Here is a 17588-nt window from a genome sequence, read left to right as displayed (position 1 = left end):
TCAGAGGCTGGCATCAACCATGCCGTGACGAACCGCCAACAGGGTCAACTCGACATCGCTGCTGATCGAAAGCTTCTCGAAAATACGATAGCGGTAGGTGTTCACGGTTTTCGGCGACAGGCACAATTTGTCGGAAATGATCTGAACCTTCTGACAGCCGACAATCATCAAGGCGATCTGAATTTCGCGCTCGGACAAGGCATCGAAGGGAGAGTCGTTGGAGGGCTGGAAGGATTTGATCGCCAATTGCTGGGCAATCTGCGGACTGATATAGCGTTGGCCGGCAAATACCAGGCGAATCGCCTGGACCATTTCCGGCAAACCCGCGCCCTTGGTCAGATAACCCGCAGCACCGGCCTGCAACAAGCGTGTCGGGAAAGGATCCTCCTCACACACCGTGACCGCGACCACCTTGATATCCGGATGACTGCGCAACAGTTTGCGCGTGGCTTCCAGGCCGCCGATGCCAGGCATCTTGACGTCCATCAGCACCACATCGGGCTTCAACTCTCGGGCCTTGATCAGGGACTCTTCCCCGGATTCGGCCTGGCCAACCACCTGCAAGCCATCGATATCGGCCAGCATACGTGTAATGCCTGTACGAACGAGATCATGGTCATCGACCACTAGCACCCTAATCAAGCAGACACCTCGCGATATGGTCATATTGGGATGCCGGACACCTTAGCAAAAAGTGCCACGCAGACCTAGCGGAAAGCGTCATTTAAAAAGTTTCAATTCATCATTGAAGGCTTGCCGGCCGTGGGTTTCAGAGCACATGTGTACTGATATCAAGCTGCATTCGCAGAAAACACTCGTCCGCGCCCTGAACCTGTAGTCCTTTTCTCTCATACAAGTTTCTCGCCGGATTATTTTCAAATACGGTCAGGCGTAGAGCCGGGCGTCTTTCTTTGCGGACCATGTCGATAACCTGATCGATCGCCCAAGAACCAGCACCCTGCCCCTGATACGTTTCAGCAATTTGCAGTTCACGAATATACAGCGCGCGCATATCCCGACTGAGACTGAGAAAGCCCACTGGCACATCACCCTTCACTATCAGCCAGTTTTGCCGCCCCAACCATGCCACGTCGAACGCTTCGTCCTGCCATAGCAAGTCATGGCGAATGTAGTAGCGCAGCATGTTCTGACAGGTAAGATCACGGGCAAACGCCAGATCTTCTGGAACCGCCAATCGTAAGTGGAATGTCATCAGGCTTGCACAGCAGGAACAATTCGCCCCAGCCACGCACCCACGACGCGCTCGGCCTTGACCAACAGATCATCGGCAATGAGCAGAGACTGAGCAGCAGCAATGTTTTGTGTCGACACGGTTCATCCTTGGTCATCAAGCGAAGTGCAGAATGTCACAACTCCAGCGCGACGCTAGCAATAGATGTTTTGTTGATTACGCGATAGCAATTTCTGATTGCTGAGGCGTATCGCCCTCTAGTAAGCTCGGCCCATTCATTGGAGACAGACCATGTTCAACGCCCTCTTACAGCTTCGTACCGCCAGCGCCTTGCGCTCGGTTGCGGCTGCCCGGGTGAATGACGTTTGCGCTCCGGTCAGCTTTTATTTTGGGTATTGGTTTAGCCACTGGCGCGCCTGATACCCAAACGGCGCCCATAACAACGGGTCGCCTACCAGAGAATTCTCAACCCCCGGTCGGCCTCCCGACCGGGGGTTTTGTTTTTTCAGCCCCAAACTTTTCAGCAACACACCAGACACTTTGAGGATTCACGAAATGAACTACGCCACTTATTACCGTTACGACAGCTTTAACGCCTGGCGATTTACCAGCTTCCGCTCGGGACAGCCTGCCGCCTCCGATCGGTCACCTACAGGTGGCAAGCACACACACGTAGCCAATACGGCCAATTGTCGAACACCCCAGTAGGGCCGAGCGAGCGGGAGAACCCGCCGCCAGCCCAGGAAGACCGAATATGAACTCGTCCGTTTCTGCTCTGCCGCTGTCCACTCTGAATCCTGCCAACGAAGCATTGACTCTGCGTCTGCCCAGCTCGTTGCAACTCAAACAGCAATTGCCCCTGAGCAATGCCTTGAGTCAGCAAGTCACCGCCCACCGTCAGGCGGTTCGCGCCATTCTCAACGGTCAGGATCAGCGCCTGCTGGTCATCGTCGGGCCCTGCTCTATCCATGATCCGCAATCCGCACTCGAATACGCTGGCAAGCTCGCTCGACTGGCTGAGGAAGTCAGCGGCGAAATGCTGTTGGTGATGCGAGCCTATGTCGAAAAACCGCGCACCACGGTCGGCTGGAAAGGTCTGGCCTACGACCCGCATCTGGATGGCAGTGATGACATGGCTGGCGGCCTTACGCTTTCGCGTGAGCTGATGCTGGAAATGATCCGCCTCGGCCTGCCGGTGGCCACCGAGCTGCTGCAACCCATGGCTGCCGGTTACTTCGATGATCTGTTGAGCTGGGTGGCCATTGGCGCGCGTACCACTGAATCGCAGATCCATCGGGAGATGGCCAGCGGATTGGGCATGCCCGTCGGCTTCAAGAACGGCACCGACGGCGGTGCCGCCATTGCAGTTGACGCCATGCGTTCGGCAGCCCATCCGCACCGGCATTTCGGCGTCGATAGTCAGGGCCATCCAGCCATCATTCAAACGCCAGGCAACCCCGACACCCACCTGGTTCTGCGCGGCGGCCATAAAGGGCCGAACCATGGTCGCGAGAGTGTGGCCAAAATCCATGCCGACCTGGATCGCCTGAAGATTCCGAGCCGGATCATGGTCGATTGCAGCCACGCCAACAGTGGCAAGGACCCGCTACGCCAGCCTGGCGTCTTCAACGAAGTGCTTGAGCAACGCCTGCAAGGTGACCGTTCTCTGATCGGCATGATGATCGAGTCTCACCTGTTCGAGGGCTGCCAGCCGCTGAGCGAATCCCTGCGTTACGGGGTTTCGATTACCGATGGCTGCCTCGGTTTCAGCGCAACGGAGCGTTTGCTGCAGGACGCCTCTCAACGCCTCAGTACACAGACAAACGGCTGATTATCCGGCCAGCCCCGCGGATTTATTGCAAACCGCAGGGCTGGTCACGCCGCGTTACCCCTCCACTCGCACCTGTGTGGCCGCAGACGTCTGACTGACATCGTCCAGACGTTCAACCGTGTAGGCCACCCGCACGGTCGTGCCATGGTGCTCACGCCAGAATCGGTGCGGCACAATGAAGATCAGCGGCTTCCCCGCCGTCTCCCGAGTGATTTCACGGTCATCCCGATGATTGAACAGTTCCCCGTCGCACTTGAGATAGACCAACTCGCCTTCCTGCGTCCGGGCATTACCGATCACGATGGTGACGCCATCGACGGAGTCCTCTTTCAACAGCACGCCGTCTTCAGCTTCAAGTACATCGGGAGCCTCAAGCTCTCCCCGCAGGAACGGGGTAACGAGAATTCTTGCCGCCTCGGACTCGCGAATGACTCCGCCCGCCTGCTCGACCTGATAGCGCACCACCACCTCGCCGCCGAGATGAGCAGCGATGTGCGCCCCTTCAACCCAGAATGACAGTACGTCTGCGACAGCAAAGGTTTCGACCTTCAAGCTGTCGCTGAACGTTGCGGACAATGCGTCAGCGCCCCACAGCAACGTGACTCGATCCCCCGCCGCCATTCGGGCATAAGGCTGGAGCACGATAAGCGTGCCGTCCGGCACCCGCGCCGGATCCAGCGCCCCTCCGATCGCCCCCTCGACAATCGGCGCAAGCAACTGTGGCCGGACATCCCCCACGGACAAATGCACACGGGCAGACACCGCCGGCTCAACCGAGCGCGCACTGAGCAGTTTCCAGTAGACCGCCAGCGAACCGCCATCCAGTGCAGCAATGTGCAGGCCTTTGATCACGAAAACGATGTCTTTGCCGACCTGGGCTTCGCTGATATAGCGAACCATTTCATGCTGATAAGCAAAGCCCTCTATGTCCAGACCGTCCCAACTCAAGAGCAACTGATCGCCGCAGCTCATGTTTGCATAAGGAGCAATACGGACAACGACCTTGCCCAGCGATGGATCAAGCACCGCCCCCTTCAGACTATCAACGGTTGCCGCTGGCAGCAGTTCGTTCGAAACACAGGGGCTGGCGGGGTGGCGCATCCGGTAGCAAAACTCGACTTCGTGCGTGTGCATTAGTGGCTCCATTCCTTGGAAAGAACGCCGCTTTCATGGGCGGCGTCGACAGCCAACATTGAACGCTATTGCGCACACTTTCGATGTCAGCCTCAGCCGCCGCGAACATCCGGCAAAGGCCTCCCACCGGGTAGGCAAACTACGCAAAAACGCCATCAACCGAGCGAAAGATGTCCTCAACTTCCGATTCGGATTTCATAAGTATCTGAAAATTCGTACAGCCACTAGTCCAGATTCAACGGCCAAGAGAAGCCCCTTCTTACTTCTTCAACGGGATGAGTGTTTTAGAGTGGCCTCCGGATTCCCCGATGAACTTCTGCGAAAAAGGTAAGAACATGCAACGGAATGCTTCAACTCGCTATCCCGTCCTGTTGGTACATGGCCTGTTCGGATTCGAGCGCATCGGTCACTTCGAGCTGTTCCATGACGTAAAGGACGCTCTGAAAACGGCCGGCAGCCGAGTGTTTGTTCCGCACCTTTCTGCCACCCATAAAAACGAAACCAGGGGTGAACAATTACTTGCACAGATTGATCGTGTCTTGCGAGGCACAGGTGCAGACAAAGTCAACCTCAAAGGACACAGTCAGGGAGCACTGGCTGCTCGATACGCTGCGGCGCTCGCGCCACACGCCGTCGCTTCCGTAACCTCCGTCAGCGGCCCGAATCACGGTTCGGAACTGGCCGACTTTCTGCGTAAGGCCCTGATACCCGGGCGACTGCCGGAGGTCGTCGCGCAAAATATAGCGACGCTATTTGCCGATTTTCTATCGTTGCTCAGTGGCAGTGCCACCTTGCCGCAGAACGCACTGGCGGCGCTCAATGCACTGACGACCGAAGGCGTAGGCGAGTTCAACGACAAGTTTCCGCAGGGATTGCCCAGCACTTGGGGCGGACAAGGCCCGGAACAGGTCAACGGCGTACGCTATTACTCATGGAGCGGCGTCCTGCCGGCCAACAGCCCGTCGACACTCGATCCAACCCAAAGCATTTGCCACGCGTTATCGCAGTACTTCATGACCGAAACGCAGCAGAATGACGGCTTCGTTGGCCGCTTCAGTTCTCACTTGGGGCAAGTGATCCGCTCCGACTACCCGCTGGACCATCTGGGCAGCCTGCGCCGCACGGCCAGCACGGCAACCGCACTGCCCGACCCGATTGAGCTGTACGTCGAACATGCTGAACGTTTGCGAGCCGCGAATCTCTGATCAAGGCCACGGACAATCGAACGGAACTTTGCCGAGAATTCGCCCACTGAATCCGGTAGGCTCCACACTTTTACTGAAATAGATTGGAGAGTTTCCCCATGGCTAAAGCCACTGCCCGCCACATCCTGGTTTCCAGCGAAGACAAGTGCAACGAACTCAAGGCCCAGATCGAAGGTGGCGCTGATTTCGCCGAAGTTGCCAAGGCCAACTCCACCTGCCCATCGAGCCGTCAGGGCGGTGATCTGGGTTCGTTCGGTCCTGGCCAGATGGTCAAGGAATTCGACACCGTGGTCTTCAGCGCGCCAATCAACGTCGTGCAAGGTCCGGTAAAAACCCAGTTCGGTTATCACCTGCTGGAAGTCACCAGCCGTCAGGACTGATCCGTCGCCTGATTGCTTGCCAACGGCCCGCCTTCTGGTGGGCCGTTGTGTTTCAGTTACATATACGGCTGGCGACTGACGCGCCTCTCGCGTACAACTTGCGCTTATCGATTTCCCGGTTCCAAGGCTGACAATGCGACTGGTTTTCCCCACATTGATGCTCACCGCCCTCGCCCTGTTAACGGGCGCCACCGGCGCAAACGCTGCACCGCAACACGCGTTGACCGTTTATGGCGAGCCTGCCAAGTATCCTGCCGGTTTCAGTCATTTCGACTACACCAACCTGCAAGCGCCAAAGGGCGGGACAATGCGTCGCTCGGCCATCGAGATCGGCCACTTCGACCATGTCCTTCCTTATATAGACAAAGGCATCGGCGTCACTCAGATCGATGGCTTGCTCTATTCGCCGCTGGCCCAGCGTTCGCTCGACGAGCCTTACACGGTCTACGGTCTGGTCGCGCAAAAGATGGAACGCTCGGACGATGGTCTGTCGCTGCGCTTCTACATCAATCCCAAGGCACGCTTCGCCGACGGCAAAGCGATCACCGCCGAAGACGTGCGTTACACCTACGATTTATTGATGACCCAGGGCAGCCTGCGTTATCGCACCCAGTTTGCCGACGTCAAAGGCGTCGAAGTCGAAGCGCCGCTAACCGTGCGCTTCGATTTCAAGAGTAATGAAAACCGCACCCTGCCACTGGACATCGCGACCCTGCCGGTATTCCCCGAGCATTGGTGGAAGAGTCGCGATTTCGCCGGCGGCGGCGGTTATGAAGCCCCCTTGGGCAGCGGCCCGTATCGAGTCGGCAAGGTCGATTCGGGGCGCAGTATCACGTTTGAACGCAACGCCGACTGGTGGGGCAAGGATCTGCCGGTCAGTCGTGGCTTGTACAATTTCGATCATTTCAGCATCGAGTACTTCGGTGATACCGACGTCGCCCGCCAAGTGCTGCGCGGTGGCGCCTATGACTACAACCGCGAGTTTTCGGCCACTGGCTACTCAATCGGCTATGACAGCCCGGCACTGAGCGACGGACGCCTGCAAAAGGCGCATCTGGCCACCGAGGCGCCACAGTCAGCCCAGGGTTTTGTGTTCAACCTGCAGAAACCCATGTTCGCCGATCGCCGCGTACGCCAGGCCTTGGCCATGCTGTGGGACTTCGAGTGGAGCAACCGGCAGATGATGCGCGGTATGTATATCCGCCAGCAGAGCTACTTTTCCAACACGCAACTGGCGGCAAGCGAACTGCCCGATGCGCAGGAACTGAAAATCCTCGAACCGCTGCGCGGCCAGGTTCCCGAAGAGGTTTTCACTAAAGTCTTCGAGGCGCCGAAAACCGATGGCAGCGGTGTCATCCGTGACAAACAGTTGCAGGCCCTCGAACTGCTCGAACAGGCGGGCTGGAAACCGGATGGCGATCAGTTGGTGAACGCCCAGGGCGAACCACTGAGCTTCACCTTCCTGGTCAGCCAGAACGGCATGGATCGCTTGCTGCTGCCGTACAAGCGCACGCTGAAACAGATCGGCATCGATCTGAACATCCGCCGTATCGACTCCTCGCAATACGTCAATCGCCTGATGAGCCGCGACTACGACATGATCGTCACCGGCTACCCGGTCAGCACCTCGCCGGGGGGCGAATTGCTCAATTACTTCGCCTCCGCGTCGGCCAACGACCCAGGCGCGAACAACTACATGGTGTTGAAAAATCCTGCCGTGGATACGTTGATCAACGGCCTGATCCGCGCCTCCACCCAGTCCGACATGCTGCATTACGCGCACGCCCTCGACCGGGTCCTGCAATGGAATTACTACTGGATTCCCAACTACTATCCACCGGGCACCTCGACCGTGTGGTGGAACCGTTTCGGCATTCCGTCGGTGCAAGCCAGCAATGACGAAGCCATCGAGAGCTGGTGGGAAATCAGCAGCACACCGCTGACCAATCAGCAGATGACCGCGGAAAAAATTGCCCGTGGCAGACCCGGAGGGCCGCACTGATGTGGGGTTACATACTGCGGCGCCTGCTGCTGATCATCCCGACGCTGGTGATCATCCTGCTGGTCAATTTCGTGATTATCCAGGCCGCGCCCGGCGGTCCGGTGGAACAGGCCATCGCTCACCTGCAAGGGATCGGCGGCGCCAGTGTCGGCGGCGGCGCCAGCGAAACCATGAGCGGTACTTCCCGCGCCAGTCGCGGCCTCGATCCGCAACTGATCAAGGACATCGAAAAACAGTACGGCTTCGACAAGCCGGCCCATGAACGTTTGTGGCTGATGCTGAAGAACTACGCACAACTGGATTTCGGCAAAAGCTTTTTCCGTGGCGCGACAGTCACCGACCTGATCCTGGAAAAAATGCCGGTGACCATTTCCCTCGGGCTATGGGCGACACTGATCACCTATCTGGTGTCGATCCCCCTGGGGATCCGCAAGGCCGTGCACCATGGCAGTCATTTCGATATCTGGAGCAGCACGGCGATCATCATCGGCTACGCGATGCCGGCGTTTCTGTTTGCGATGTTCCTGATCGTGGTGTTTGCCGGCGGCACGTCGCTGAACTGGTTTCCGGTGCGTGGCCTGGTGTCGGACAACTTCGAATCGCTGTCGACCCTCGGCAAAATCGCTGACTACTTCTGGCACCTGGTGCTGCCGGTCACGGCGCTGGTGATCGGCGGTTTCGCCACGCTGACGATCCTGACCAAGAACTCGTTTCTCAATGAAATCACCCGCCAGTATGTGGTGACCGCGCGCGCCAAAGGCCTGAGCGAGCGTCGCGTGCTGTACGGCCATGTGTTCCGCAACGCGATGCTGCTGGTGGTGTCCGGCATTCCTCAGGCATTCATCAGTGTGTTCTTCGCCGGTTCCTTGCTGATCGAAGTGATCTTCTCCCTCGATGGTCTTGGGCGTATGAGCTACGAAGCAGCAGTTTCGCGGGACTATCCGGTGGTGTTTGGTTCGCTGTTCATCTTTACCCTCTTCGGCCTGCTGATAAAACTGGTGGGTGACCTGTGCTACACGCTGGTCGACCCGCGCATCGACTTCGCCGCGAGGAACGCCTGATGTTCAAGCTCTCGCCTCTGGGCCGCCGGCGCTTCGAGCGCTTCAAGAAAAACCGTCGTGGCTGGTGGTCGTTATGGCTGTTTATCGGCCTGTTTGTGGTGACACTGGGCGGTGAGTTGATCGCCAACGACAAGCCTCTGGTCGTCAGCTATCAGGACCAGTGGTACTTCCCGGTGTTCAAGCGCCACACCGAGCAGGAGTTCGGCGGACAGCTGCCGTTCCAGGCCGATTACCGCAGCGACTATGTGCAGAACCTGATTCGCAAGGACGGTGGCTGGCTGCTGTTCCCGCCGATTCCGTTCAGTGACGACACACCGAACTACGACCTCAACAAACCGGCGCCGAGCCCGCCGACGGCGGTCAACTGGCTGGGCACTGATGATCAGGCACGAGACGTGCTCGCGCGGGTGATTTTCGGTGCTCGGGTGTCGATTCTGTTTGCCTTGATGCTGACCTTTGTCAGCGCTCTGATCGGCATCGCCGCTGGGGCATTGCAGGGCTACTACGGTGGCTGGGTCGATTTGCTCGGGCAGCGCTTGCTGGAAGTCTGGTCGGGGCTGCCGGTGTTGTACCTGTTGATCATCCTCTCCGGTTTCGTCGAGCCGAATTTCTGGTGGCTGCTGGGGATCATGGCGCTGTTCTCATGGCTGGCGCTGGTGGATGTGGTGCGCGCCGAGTTCCTGCGCGGACGTAATCTGGAGTACGTCAAAGCCGCCCGCGCGCTGGGCCTGAGCGATCGCAAGGTGATCTTCCGGCACATTCTGCCCAACGCCATGAATGCAACATTGAGCTACTTGCCGTTCATTCTGACCGGGGCGATTTCCACCCTCACCGCGCTGGATTTTCTCGGTTTCGGCATGCCCGCCGGCAGCGCCTCGCTGGGTGAGTTGATCGGTCAGGGCAAACAGAATCTGCAAGCACCGTGGCTCGGGCTGACGGCGTTTTTCACCCTGGCGCTGATTCTTTCTTTATTGGTGTTCATCGGCGAAGCGTTGCGTGACGCGTTCGACCCTCGATCCTGAAGCGTGGCCATGACTGACAACCTGATTGAAATCCGTAACCTCAACGTTGCCTTCCATGACCAGAGCGTGGTGCGCGACCTGTGCCTGGACATTCGCCCCGGTGAGTGTCTGGCCCTGGTTGGCGAGTCGGGTTCAGGCAAATCGGTGACTGCCCATTCGATTCTGCAATTGCTGCCCGAAAGCGAAGCGCAAACCACTGGCAGCATTCGCTATCGCGGACAGGAACTGATCGGCGCCGATCCCAAAGTCTTGCGCGAACTGCGTGGCAACCGCATCGCCATGATTTTTCAGGAACCGATGACCTCGCTGAATCCGCTGCACACCATCGAAAAACAGATCGGCGAAACCCTGCTGCTACACCGTGGCCTCGGCGGCAAAGCGGCGCAGGCGCGGATCCTCGAACTGCTCGGACTGGTGGGCATCCAGAAACCCAAGGAACGCCTCAAGGCTTACCCGCATCAACTTTCCGGCGGACAACGCCAACGGGTGATGATCGCCATGGCCCTGGCCTGCGAACCGGAGCTGTTGATCGCCGACGAACCGACCACCGCGCTTGACGTGACCGTGCAGCGCAAGATCCTGCTGCTGCTCAAATCCCTGCAACAGCGCCTGGGCATGTCGCTGCTGCTGATCAGCCATGACCTCAATCTGGTGCGCAGCATTGCGCAACGCGTGTGCGTGATGAAGGCCGGGGAAATCGTCGAGCAGGCACCCTGCGAAACCCTGTTTACCGAACCGAAGCATCCTTACAGCTGCGTGCTGCTCAACGCCGAGCCCGAAGGCGAAGCACTGCCTCGGGATGAGCGCGAAAACGTGCTGGAGGTTGACGATCTCAAGGTTGAGTTTGTCGTCGGTGGCGGTCTGTTCCAGCGCAAGCAGTACCTGCGGGCGGTGGATGGCATCAGCCTGAGCATCCAGCGTGGCAAGACGCTGGGCATCGTCGGCGAGTCGGGTTCGGGCAAGTCGACGCTGGGTCAGGCGATCCTGCGTCTGCTCGACTCCGAAGGCAGTATCCGCTTTCAGGGCGAGGCACTCGACGGTCTCAGTCAGAAGCAAATGCGCCCATGGCGCCGCCAGATGCAGGTGGTGTTTCAGGATCCGTTCGGCAGCCTCAGCCCGCGCATGTCAGTCGCGCAGATCATCAGCGAAGGCCTGGAAGTGCACTGCGAGTCGACGGCTGATGAATGCGATGAGCAAGTCATCCGTGTACTCAAAGAGGTCGGCCTCGACCCGCAAAGTCGCCATCGCTATCCCCACGAATTCTCCGGTGGCCAGCGCCAACGCATCGCTATCGCCCGAGCGCTGGTGCTGAAACCGGCGCTGATCCTGCTTGATGAGCCGACGTCGGCGCTGGATCGCACGGTGCAGAAACAAGTGGTCGCCCTGCTCCGCCAGCTTCAGGAAAAACACGGTCTGACCTATCTGTTCATCAGCCACGATCTGGCGGTGGTGCGCGCCCTGGCCCACGACATGATCGTGATCAAGGACGGCAAAGTGGTCGAGCGTGGCGCCAGCCATGAGGTGTTTGATGCGCCGCAGCATCCGTACACCAAAGAGCTGTTGGCGGCGGCGCATCCGGGGTAGGCATAATCTGTGCTCGACCTGAAACCGGGTCACGGCTTTCGCGAGCAAGCTCGCTCCCACAAGGTTCACGGTCGTTTACAACATTTGTGAACAACCCGGTTCACTGTGGGAGCGAGCTTGCTCGCGAAAGGGCCGGAACAGGCAACATACAATCAGGATCAGCCTCCATGAACACCACCGAAAGCCTCAAGGACTACCAACGGGTGCGCACCCTGGCAATCCGTTCGCTGTTCGAGATCATCGAGCAGTCCAGCGAAGGCACGGTGATTGTCGATCGCGATGCCAACATCGTCTGGATGAACGAACGTTATGCTCGGCGTTTCGGTCTTGAATCGGCTGCAGGCGCGATCGGCAAACCCTGTGAAAGCGTGATTCCCGGCAGCCTGTTGCGGGAAGTCGTGCGCACCGGTCGCCCTATTCTTCTGGACATGCAGGACACACCGAAGGAGCCTTTGGTGGTGATGCGCCTGCCGATCCACGATGACGCCGGCACGGTCATCGGCGCGATCGGTTTTGCCCTGTTCGACGAGTTGCGCACGTTGTCACCGATGCTCAAACGCTACTTGAGCATGCAGGAAGAACTGGCCTCGACCCGTTCTCTGCTGCGCGCCCGGCAGACCAAATACAACTTCGCCCATTTCATCGGCACCAGCGCCGCCAGCCTTGAAGTCAAACGCCGCGCCCGGCGCAGTGCCAGCGCCGAGTCACCGGTGTTGCTGCTCGGTGAGACCGGCACCGGCAAAGAGCTGCTGGCCCAAGCGATTCACAGTGCCTCGCCACGGGCGCACAAAGCATTCGTCAGCATCAACAGCGCGGCAATTCCCGAGGCACTGCTGGAGGCGGAATTTTTCGGCACGGCACCGGGCGCGTTCACCGGCGCCGACCGCAAGGGTCGCACCGGCAAGCTACAAATCGCCCAGGGCGGCACGTTATTCCTCGACGAGATCGGCGACATGCCGCTGCCCTTGCAGAGCAAACTGCTGCGTGTGCTGCAGGAAAAGGAGTTCGAGCCGGTCGGTTCCAACGAGGTGATTCAGAGCGACGTTCGGGTGATTGCCGCGACTTCGACCGATCTGCAAGCGGCGATCAAACGCGGTGAGTTCCGCGCCGACTTGTACTACCGCCTCAATGTGTTGCCGATTCAAGTGCCGGCGCTACGTGAACGTCTTGATGACCTGCCAGCGCTCAGCGAAGCCATTCTTGAAGAACTGCGCAGCCAGCATGAACTGCACGGTGATGCGCTGGCATTGCTCGGACAGCACGCGTGGCCGGGGAACATTCGCGAACTGCGCAATGTGCTGGAGCGAGCGGCGTTGCTCAGTGATGACTTGATGCTGACCGAGCAGGATATTCGTGCGGCGATTGGCACGTTGACGCCGGTCGAGCGTGCGCTGACGCCAATGGCTGAAGCGTCGGTGTCTGAGACGTTCACCGAGGCGCGGGCGCGTTTCGACCGGCAACTGATTCAGTCGACCCTTGTGCAATGCGCGGGAAACGTGCCGGAAGCGGCGGCTCGACTGGGGCTTGGGCGGTCGACGTTGTACAAGAAAATGGTGGCGTTGGGAATCGCCTGAATCTCCATATAGAGACGTTAATCTCTATATGTAGATATGCACAAAGGAGTGCTTCGCACTCATCGCGAGCAGGCTCACTCCTAAAGTTTTACCGGTGTACACATCCCCCCTGTAGGAGTGAGCCTGCTCGCGATGACGCCAAATCGATCAACACCATCTCAAAACAGAGACAAACAACTCATTCGCCACTCAATCACTCAGATTAACTTCATATATTTCAATTGCTTACGTATCTGGCACAGATCTCGCTAACACCTCTCCCACACCCGTTCTACCCACAAAAATAACAATTCTGGAGAGACACACCATGAGTGTGATCATTGCCTTGGCAGCCCTGGCGCTGCTAATGCTGGCCGCCTACCGTGGCTACAGCGTTATCCTCTTCGCCCCGATTGCCGCCCTCGGCGCAGTTCTGCTCACCGACCCTTCCGCCGTTGCCCCTGCGTTCACCGGGGTGTTCATGGAAAAAATGGTCGGCTTCATCAAACTGTATTTCCCTGTATTCCTGCTCGGTGCCGTGTTCGGCAAGTTGATCGAACTGTCGGGCTTCTCCCGTTCGATTGTCGCGGCGGCCATTCGCTTGCTCGGCACCAAGCAAGCGATGCTGGTGATCGTGCTGGTCTGCGCTCTGCTTACTTACGGCGGCGTGTCGCTGTTCGTGGTGGTCTTCGCGGTCTATCCGTTTGCTGCCGAGATGTTCCGCCAGAGCAATATCCCCAAGCGGCTGATCCCGGCCACCATTGCTCTCGGCGCTTTCTCGTTCACCATGGACGCCCTGCCGGGCACGCCGCAGATCCAGAACATCATCCCCAGCACCTTTTTCAACACCACCGCATGGGCGGCGCCGTGGCTGGGCGTGATCGGCACGATTTTCGTGTTCTGCACCGGCATGCTGTTTCTGCAGCGGCAACGCAACAAGGCGCAACGTGCTGGCGAAGGCTACGGCACTGAATTGCGCAACGAGCCGGAAACCGCTGAAGATCTGAAACTGCCAAACCCATGGCTTGCCCTGTCGCCATTGCTGGCGGTGGGCATCATGAACCTGCTGTTCACCCAATGGATTCCGCAGTGGTACGGCAAGACCCACAGTCTCGCGCTGCCGGGCATGGCGGCTCCGGTGACCACCGAGATCGCCAAACTGACGGCGATCTGGGCCGTGCAGGCGGCTTTGCTGGTCGGCATTCTGATGGTGCTGGCGTTTGGCTTTCAGGCGATTCGCAGCAAGCTCGCCGAAGGCAGCAAAAGTGCCGTAAGCGGCGCATTACTGGCGGCGATGAACACCGCCTCGGAGTATGGCTTCGGCGCGGTGATCGCGTCGCTGCCAGGCTTTTTGGTGCTGGCGGACTGGCTCAAGCAGATTCCCAATCCGCTGGTTAACGAAGCCATCACCGTGACCCTTTTGGCCGGTATCACCGGTTCCGCTTCCGGCGGCATGAGCATTGCGCTGGCGGCGATGTCCGAGCAGTTCATCAGTGCAGCCCACGCCGCGAATATTCCGCTGGAAGTGCTGCACCGCGTCGCCGCGATGGCCAGTGGCGGCATGGACACCCTGCCGCACAACGGCGCGGTCATCACCTTGCTCGCGGTGACGGGCCTGACCCATCGCGAAGCCTACAAAGACATTTTCTGTATTACGCTGATCAAGACCCTGGCGGTTTTCGTAGTGATCGGCACTTTCTACGCCACTGGCATTGTGTGAGGTATTCATGACGACTCTTTCCGGCAAGACCGCGCTGGTGACTGGTTCCACCAGCGGCATTGGTCTGGGCATCGCACTGAGCCTGGCCAAGGCTGGCGCGAATCTGATTCTCAATGGTTTTGGCGACGCGTCGAAAGTCATCGCCGAAGTCGCCCGGTTCGGCGGCATGGTCGGCCATCATCCGGCCGATGTCAGTGACCCGGCGCAGATCGCCGACATGATCAATTACGCCGAGCGCGAATTCGGCGGTGTCGACATTCTGGTCAACAACGCCGGCATCCAGCACGTCGCCGCCGTGGAGGATTTTCCGGTCGAGCGCTGGGACTCGATCATTGCCATCAACCTGTCTTCGGTGTTTCACAGCACGCGTTTGAGCTTGCCGGGAATGCGCGCCAAAGGCTGGGGGCGGATCATCAACATCGCCTCCGTGCATGGCCAGGTCGGCTCGACCGGCAAAGCGGCATATGTCGCCGCCAAGCACGGCGTGATCGGCTTGACCAAAGTGGTCGGCCTGGAAACCGCGACCAGCAATGTCACCTGCAACGCGATCTGCCCGGGCTGGGTGCTCACGCCACTGGTGCAGAAGCAGATCGACGACCGTGCGGCCAAGGGGGTCGATCCGCAGCAGGCGCAGCATGATTTGCTGGCCGAGAAGCAACCATCGCTGGAATTCGTGACGCCGCAGCATCTGGGCGAACTGGTGTTGTTTTTGTGCAGCGAGGCTGGCAGCCAAGTGCGCGGCGCGGCGTGGAATATTGATGGTGGGTGGTTGGCGCAATAGCACAGCCATCCCCCTCTGTGGGAGCGAGCCTGCTCGCGAAAGCGGTGGGTCAGCCAATGAAGTCGTTGAATGTGCGGACGTCTTCGCGAGCAGGCTCGCTCCCACAGGTGCTATGTGTGCGCTCGACCTTGTGCATGAATAAAACAAGAGGCAAACAATGTCCGACATCCTCTGGCAACCCGACGCCAACCGTATCGCCCAGTCGCGCATGGACACCTTCCGTCGTGCGGTCAATCAACGCCATTCACTGAAACTCGACGATTACCCTGCCCTGCACCAATGGAGCGTCGAGCAGCGCGCGGAATTCTGGCAGGCGATTGTCGATTTCTTCGATATCCGCTTCCACACGCAACCCGATGCCGTGCTGCGCGAAGGCTCGAAGATGCCCGACGCCGAGTGGTTTCCCGGCGCCACGCTGAACTTCGCCGAACACCTGCTGCGGCGGCGTGACGATGCCGTGGCGGTGATCAGCGTAGCGGAGAACGGTCAACGCGAGCAGTTGACCTGGGCCGAACTCGCCGAGCATGTCGCCGGATTTCAGGCCAGTTTGCAGGCCGCCGGTGTTGGTCTTGGCGATCGCGTCGCCGCCTGCATGCCCAATACCTGGCAGACCCTGGTGGCGATGCTCGCCACCACCAGCCTCGGTGCGATCTGGTCGTGCTCCTCGCCGGATTTCGGCACCCATGGGGTGATCGATCGCTTCGGCCAGATCGAACCCAAGGTGCTGCTCACCTGCGCCGGTTATTGCTATGCCGGCAAAGTCATCGGGCAGACCGACAAGATCAACGGAATACTTGAGCAACTGCCAACCCTGAGGCAGTTGATCATCGTGCCATACGCCCAGCCGCAGGCCCGTGTCGAGGCTTACAAGACTCCCGCCGAAGTGACTTTGTGGGATGACTTTTATCAGGTCGGTGGCGAACCGGACTTTGTCCCGGTGCCGTTCCATCATCCGCTGTACGTGCTGTATTCCAGCGGCACCACCGGCGTGCCGAAATGCATCGTCCACAGCACCGGCGGCGTGTTGCTGCAACATGTCAAGGAACACGGCCTGCATTGCGATCTCGGCCCCGGCGATCGACTTTTCTACTACACCACCTGCGGCTGGATGATGTGGAACTGGCTGGTCTCGGCGCTCGCGGTCGGCAGCGCCGTGGTACTGTACGACGGCTCGCCGTTTCACCCGGACAACCAGCGTTTGCTCGACTTGATCGACGACGAGCGCATCAGCGTGTTCGGCACCAGCCCCAAGTTTCTCGCCACCCTGGAAAGCAGCGGCGCCAAGCCCCGGGAAAGTCATGATCTGGGCAGCCTGAAGACGCTGCTGTGCACGGGCTCAGCGTTATCGCCGCAAAGCTATGACTTCGTCTATCGCGACTTGAAAGCGGATGTATGCCTGGCGTCGATGTCAGGCGGCACTGATATCGTTTCGTGCTTCGTCAACGCCAATCCGCTGTCCTCGGTGCGGCGCGGCGAGATCATGGGCAAGAGCCTGGGCATGGCGGTCGAAGTCTGGAATGACGCCGGCCAACCGGTGCTCGGTGAAAAAGGTGAACTGGTCTGCACCCGGCATTTCCCGGCCATGCCGATTGGCCTGTGGAATGACCCGGACGGCGCAAAATTGCGGCAATCGTATTTCAGCCTGTTTCCCGGGGTCTGGGCACAGGGCGATTATGCCGAGCAACGGCCTCACGGCGGGATGCTGATCCATGGTCGCTCTGACGCAGTGCTCAACCCGGGTGGCGTGCGCATTGGCACAGCGGAGATCTATCGGCAGGTCGAGAAAGTCAGCGAAGTGCTGGACAGCGTCGCTATCGGTCAGCAGTGGCAGGATGACGTGCGGGTTGTGCTGTTTGTGAAGTTGCGCGAAGGGCTGGCACTGGATGACGCATTGGAGCAACGCATCCGTCAGGAGATCCGCGCCAATACCACCCCAAGGCATGTACCGGCGAAGATCGTTGCGGTGACGGACATTCCGCGCACCATCAGCGGCAAGATTGTCGAACTTGCAGTGCGCGAGGTGGTGCACGGCAGGCCGGTGAAAAACACCGATGCGTTGGCCAATCCCGAAGCGCTGGAGCAGTTTCGGGATCGGCTGGAACTGAGCATTTGAACCCGGCGCT

General features: G+C 59.2%; 14 protein-coding genes. 11 read left to right on the top strand and 3 right to left on the bottom strand.

What is annotated here, in order from left to right:
• Window positions 1-642 carry a response regulator transcription factor GacA gene (gene uvrY, locus BMY54_RS08790; RefSeq protein ID WP_016984198.1) on the bottom strand — a complete coding sequence of 214 codons (642 nt, stop codon included), beginning with the start codon at window positions 640-642 and terminating at the stop codon, window positions 1-3.
• 127 nt (window positions 643-769) lie between these two features.
• Window positions 770-1213, bottom strand: a complete 444-nt coding sequence (locus tag BMY54_RS08785) for a GNAT family N-acetyltransferase (protein WP_093430983.1) — start codon at window positions 1211-1213, stop codon at window positions 770-772.
• 733 nt (window positions 1214-1946) lie between these two features.
• Between BMY54_RS08785 and BMY54_RS08780 the strand changes: the two genes are divergently transcribed.
• Window positions 1947-3023, top strand: a complete 1077-nt coding sequence (locus BMY54_RS08780) for a 3-deoxy-7-phosphoheptulonate synthase (protein WP_093430980.1) — start codon at window positions 1947-1949, stop codon at window positions 3021-3023.
• 54 nt (window positions 3024-3077) lie between these two features.
• On the opposite strand, the gene BMY54_RS08775 is transcribed toward BMY54_RS08780, so the two are convergent.
• A complete protein-coding gene (locus tag BMY54_RS08775) occupies window positions 3078-4157 on the bottom strand; it encodes a hypothetical protein (protein ID WP_093430977.1) in 1080 nt (359 codons plus the stop codon).
• A gap of 335 nt (window positions 4158-4492) precedes the next feature.
• On the opposite strand from BMY54_RS08775, the gene BMY54_RS08770 reads away from it, so the two are divergent.
• From BMY54_RS08770 to BMY54_RS08725, 10 genes are all read left to right on the top strand, one after another.
• Complete coding sequence (locus BMY54_RS08770) at window positions 4493-5362, top strand: lipase family alpha/beta hydrolase (protein ID WP_093431680.1); 870 nt, start codon at window positions 4493-4495, stop codon at window positions 5360-5362.
• Between the two features lie 98 nt (window positions 5363-5460).
• Window positions 5461-5742, top strand: coding sequence for a peptidylprolyl isomerase (locus BMY54_RS08765; protein WP_007912303.1), 282 nt, complete (start codon window positions 5461-5463; stop codon window positions 5740-5742).
• Between the two features lie 133 nt (window positions 5743-5875).
• Entirely contained in the window at window positions 5876-7744 is a 1869-nt protein-coding gene (locus BMY54_RS08760; RefSeq protein ID WP_093430974.1) for an extracellular solute-binding protein, read from the top strand.
• On the top strand, window positions 7744-8805 hold the full coding sequence (locus tag BMY54_RS08755) for a microcin C ABC transporter permease YejB (protein ID WP_034154280.1): 1062 nt from the start codon (window positions 7744-7746) through the stop codon (window positions 8803-8805). Before BMY54_RS08760 ends, BMY54_RS08755 begins: the two co-directional genes overlap by 1 nt.
• Window positions 8805-9827 (top strand): ABC transporter permease, encoded by a 1023-nt coding sequence (locus BMY54_RS08750; RefSeq protein ID WP_093430971.1) that lies wholly within the window; start codon window positions 8805-8807, stop codon window positions 9825-9827. Before BMY54_RS08755 ends, BMY54_RS08750 begins: the two co-directional genes overlap by 1 nt.
• 9 nt (window positions 9828-9836) lie before the next feature.
• Window positions 9837-11411 (top strand): ABC transporter ATP-binding protein, encoded by a 1575-nt coding sequence (locus BMY54_RS08745; RefSeq protein WP_093430968.1) that lies wholly within the window; start codon window positions 9837-9839, stop codon window positions 11409-11411.
• A gap of 167 nt (window positions 11412-11578) precedes the next feature.
• A complete protein-coding gene (locus BMY54_RS08740) occupies window positions 11579-12985 on the top strand; it encodes a sigma-54 interaction domain-containing protein (protein ID WP_093430965.1) in 1407 nt (468 codons plus the stop codon).
• A 307-nt stretch (window positions 12986-13292) separates the two neighbouring features.
• Window positions 13293-14684 (top strand): GntP family permease, encoded by a 1392-nt coding sequence (locus BMY54_RS08735; RefSeq protein WP_093430962.1) that lies wholly within the window; start codon window positions 13293-13295, stop codon window positions 14682-14684.
• Between the two features lie 7 nt (window positions 14685-14691).
• On the top strand, window positions 14692-15465 hold the full coding sequence (gene hbdH, locus BMY54_RS08730) for a 3-hydroxybutyrate dehydrogenase (RefSeq protein ID WP_093430959.1): 774 nt from the start codon (window positions 14692-14694) through the stop codon (window positions 15463-15465).
• Window positions 15466-15622: 157 nt separating this feature from the next.
• The gene (locus BMY54_RS08725) at window positions 15623-17578 is read left to right on the top strand and encodes an acetoacetate--CoA ligase (protein ID WP_093430956.1); all 1956 of its coding nucleotides are present in this window, start codon (window positions 15623-15625) and stop codon (window positions 17576-17578) included.
• Window positions 17579-17588 lie beyond the last annotated feature (10 nt).

The organism is Pseudomonas sp. ok266 (genome assembly GCF_900110195.1).
GTDB classification, from domain to species: Bacteria; Pseudomonadota; Gammaproteobacteria; order Pseudomonadales; family Pseudomonadaceae; genus Aquipseudomonas; species Aquipseudomonas neuropathica.
Note: the sequence above shows the minus strand (reverse complement) of the source record. Positions and strands in the feature narration are given on the sequence as shown.

What these genes read in the sequence shown, in the direction of transcription:
- BMY54_RS08750 (WP_093430971.1), top strand. Translation starts at nt 8,805, where the DNA reads ATGTTCAAGCTCTCGCCTCTGGGCCGCCGGCGCTTCGAGCGCTTCAAG.
- BMY54_RS08770 (WP_093431680.1), top strand. Translation starts at nt 4,493, where the DNA reads ATGCAACGGAATGCTTCAACTCGCTATCCCGTCCTGTTGGTACATGGC.
- BMY54_RS08760 (WP_093430974.1), top strand. Translation starts at nt 5,876, where the DNA reads ATGCGACTGGTTTTCCCCACATTGATGCTCACCGCCCTCGCCCTGTTA.
- BMY54_RS08765 (WP_007912303.1), top strand. Translation starts at nt 5,461, where the DNA reads ATGGCTAAAGCCACTGCCCGCCACATCCTGGTTTCCAGCGAAGACAAG.
- BMY54_RS08755 (WP_034154280.1), top strand. Translation starts at nt 7,744, where the DNA reads ATGTGGGGTTACATACTGCGGCGCCTGCTGCTGATCATCCCGACGCTG.
- BMY54_RS08740 (WP_093430965.1), top strand. Translation starts at nt 11,579, where the DNA reads ATGAACACCACCGAAAGCCTCAAGGACTACCAACGGGTGCGCACCCTG.
- hbdH (WP_093430959.1), top strand. Translation starts at nt 14,692, where the DNA reads ATGACGACTCTTTCCGGCAAGACCGCGCTGGTGACTGGTTCCACCAGC.
- BMY54_RS08775 (WP_093430977.1), bottom strand. Translation starts at nt 4,157, where the DNA reads ATGCACACGCACGAAGTCGAGTTTTGCTACCGGATGCGCCACCCCGCC.
- BMY54_RS08785 (WP_093430983.1), bottom strand. Translation starts at nt 1,213, where the DNA reads ATGACATTCCACTTACGATTGGCGGTTCCAGAAGATCTGGCGTTTGCC.
- BMY54_RS08745 (WP_093430968.1), top strand. Translation starts at nt 9,837, where the DNA reads ATGACTGACAACCTGATTGAAATCCGTAACCTCAACGTTGCCTTCCAT.
- BMY54_RS08735 (WP_093430962.1), top strand. Translation starts at nt 13,293, where the DNA reads ATGAGTGTGATCATTGCCTTGGCAGCCCTGGCGCTGCTAATGCTGGCC.
- BMY54_RS08725 (WP_093430956.1), top strand. Translation starts at nt 15,623, where the DNA reads ATGTCCGACATCCTCTGGCAACCCGACGCCAACCGTATCGCCCAGTCG.
- BMY54_RS08780 (WP_093430980.1), top strand. Translation starts at nt 1,947, where the DNA reads ATGAACTCGTCCGTTTCTGCTCTGCCGCTGTCCACTCTGAATCCTGCC.